The sequence below is a fragment of the Pallidibacillus pasinlerensis genome, assembly GCF_009996845.1.
Taxonomy (GTDB): Bacteria; Bacillota; Bacilli; order Bacillales; family Caldibacillaceae; genus Pallidibacillus; species Pallidibacillus pasinlerensis.
The window spans coordinates 1-2,269 of sequence record NZ_JAACYS010000124.1; the positions used below are offsets into that span (position 1 = coordinate 1).

General features: G+C 33.5%; 3 protein-coding genes. 1 reads left to right on the forward strand and 2 read right to left on the reverse strand.

Annotation, left to right across the window (positions count from 1 at the left end; translation table 11 throughout):
• Positions 1-53: 53 nt before the first annotated feature.
• Positions 54-353: a YolD-like family protein gene (locus tag GW534_RS15715; RefSeq protein ID WP_161921905.1), complete on the reverse strand. Its 300-nt coding sequence runs from the start codon at positions 351-353 to the stop codon at positions 54-56.
• Between the two features lie 183 nt (positions 354-536).
• Between GW534_RS15715 and GW534_RS15720 the strand changes: the two genes are divergently transcribed.
• The gene (locus GW534_RS15720; protein ID WP_161921906.1) at positions 537-869 is read left to right on the forward strand and encodes a YolD-like family protein; all 333 of its coding nucleotides are present in this window, start codon (positions 537-539) and stop codon (positions 867-869) included.
• Positions 870-1,073: 204 nt separating this feature from the next.
• Here the strand turns inward: GW534_RS15720 and GW534_RS15725 are convergent, their stop codons facing one another.
• Positions 1,074-1,370 (reverse strand): TIGR04104 family putative zinc finger protein, encoded by a 297-nt coding sequence (locus GW534_RS15725; protein WP_161921907.1) that lies wholly within the window; start codon positions 1,368-1,370, stop codon positions 1,074-1,076.
• Between the last annotated feature and the right edge of the window lie 899 nt (positions 1,371-2,269).

Below are 2,269 nucleotides of genomic sequence, written 5' to 3' on the forward strand. Positions count from 1 at the left end.
ACACAAACTTCTATTTTTCTATAAAATCTTTATGTACTGTTCGTATATAAAACTTATTCTGTTAAATCAATATCATTAATTGGTTGCAATGGGATTTCATAGACTTCGCCATTTTCACTAATCATTTGCAGTTCATTTGTAACAATATCGTAAGAACGAATTTTACCTGTTACAATTTCATTTCGACGTTCGTTATCGTTATAGTAAGAAATGGCGACCTGTTGATTCAATTCAACGGCTTGCCTAATCGTCTCATCCATTTCTTCTAATTTTTGTTCGTCTAATTCTTTCGGTTTTTCCCATAAGTCTTCCTTTGCCCAATCCCACAACATTTTAACATGTTCCGGCAGCATTAAAGACGTCCATTTTATCGTTATATCAAGACTTTTTTTAAAAAATCTTATTTTTTATTAGATGCTTTTCTTTGTTTATATATATTTAAAGTAAATTAAAAATTTATCAATTGATAATAATCTAATGTTATGTTAAATATAATATACAGAACATACGTTCTTGTAAAAGTGAGGTGAGAATAAATGTTAAAAGACCGTGGAAATAAAAAATGGAGTACTTCGTTTATGTTACCTGATCATGTAAAATTGCTAAGAGAGGCTATCGATAAAGATAAAGAATTGAAAAAACCAATTATTGACGAACATCAACTAGAAGAAATGAATTTAACAATCCAACACGCTATTAGGTATAATTCGTTAGTGAAAATAAAATATTTTTCACATAATACGATTAATGAAACCGAGGGCTTCATAAAAAAAGTTGATTTACTACAAAAGAAAATTTTTATTTATTATAATGGAAGCATCCCATTATCTTTAAACTTAATGGAAGTCATTGACGTAAGTATTGAATAAACTATCTACGTTACTTCTGTCCGCAATAATAATTTCCACATAAGAATGGCCGATATTCTTCAAATTTTAGGAATACCGGCTTGAGTTTTCAGAGTTTGTAAGGAATACTTTGTTAAACCAAACTTTTTAGTCTCCAAGAAAACTTATATTATAAAAAGGTTTGATCATTTCAATAATTCTTACTCAACTAAAGCCCCCGTTTGTTTAAGTGTATTTATTCATCTTTTTGTAGCGAACGATATATGGTGAAAGTAAAAAGTCAATAATCCCCATGAGCAGTCCTATACCAGCCAACACAAAAATGTTATCTGTAGGTGATAGAATATAACCAAATATCCATATGGGCAAAATAGACATGGCTGCTATTGTACTTCTACCAAACAAAGTTATCTTATGTTCAGTACCACAGGTGTCACATTCAATTGGTTTATATATCCACCAAAACGATTTAAAGATTATTCTCCAGTTAAACGGTGTGTTGCAGTTGTTACATTTTTGCAAATTAACTCCCCCCTAGAAAGTTGATTTTTCTACCGTTTACAATCAAATATACAATTCTATTATAGCGTATCTGTCAGTGGGTGATTACAGCCATCAAATTGACCCAGTTGTGCCATCTTTTTGATCCACCTGTGACAAGAAAGTGATCCACTTGAGACAAAGGTGATCCAATCCACAGTGCTATATGCTTTCTTAACCACAGCTTTAGCTGCTTGCCCTTGACCGCCGTGCCACTTCTTAGTGATTGCTGGAAGGGGTCGGGGCCCCGCCAGCGGAACTTAGAAGTGATTGTCCGTGGTACGCTATTGATGCGAATGAGCCTCAAAGGCTTTATTTCTGCTGTTCGCCATCTAAAACTACTACCACGGAACACAAACAAGGTCAAGGGTGGTGGAATTGTTGCTAAATAAGATATCAAGTATACTGGTTCTTACTTGGCAATGGTGGATCAAAATTATGTCCTAAGTGGGTCAAAAACATGGCGGAGGTGGAACTATGCTATGTCTTTCTTCAGTGGGGCTTAAGCTCGTCAACTAAAAATATAGATTTAAAGGAACAAGTTAAAATTTTTTATGGAAGTATTTATAATAATATCTAAAAAACCTTCTACTAATTTTCCTCACTGTAATAACCAAAGAACCTGATTGGACTGTAAACAATCAGGTTCTTTGCAATTATCACACTTTATTCTCCATTCTCCTATCTCCAAATTGCTTAATCTGTTCAGCGATTTCGTCACGGAAAGATTGAAATTCATACTTCTTAACTCTTTTCTGGTTGGATTATTAAACCCCAGACACCTTTAAATGATGTTTTCTAACTTATTGGGATAAATAACCTATCTCGTAGAAGAGAAGGCTGCCCGATAAGTCATTATAACTAACTTTTTGGACAGCCTC

Coding starts and splice junctions, on each gene's coding strand:
- GW534_RS15715 (WP_161921905.1), bottom strand. CDS start 353: ATGCTGCCGGAACATGTTAAAATGTTGTGGGATTGGGCAAAGGAAGAC.
- GW534_RS15720 (WP_161921906.1), top strand. CDS start 537: ATGTTAAAAGACCGTGGAAATAAAAAATGGAGTACTTCGTTTATGTTA.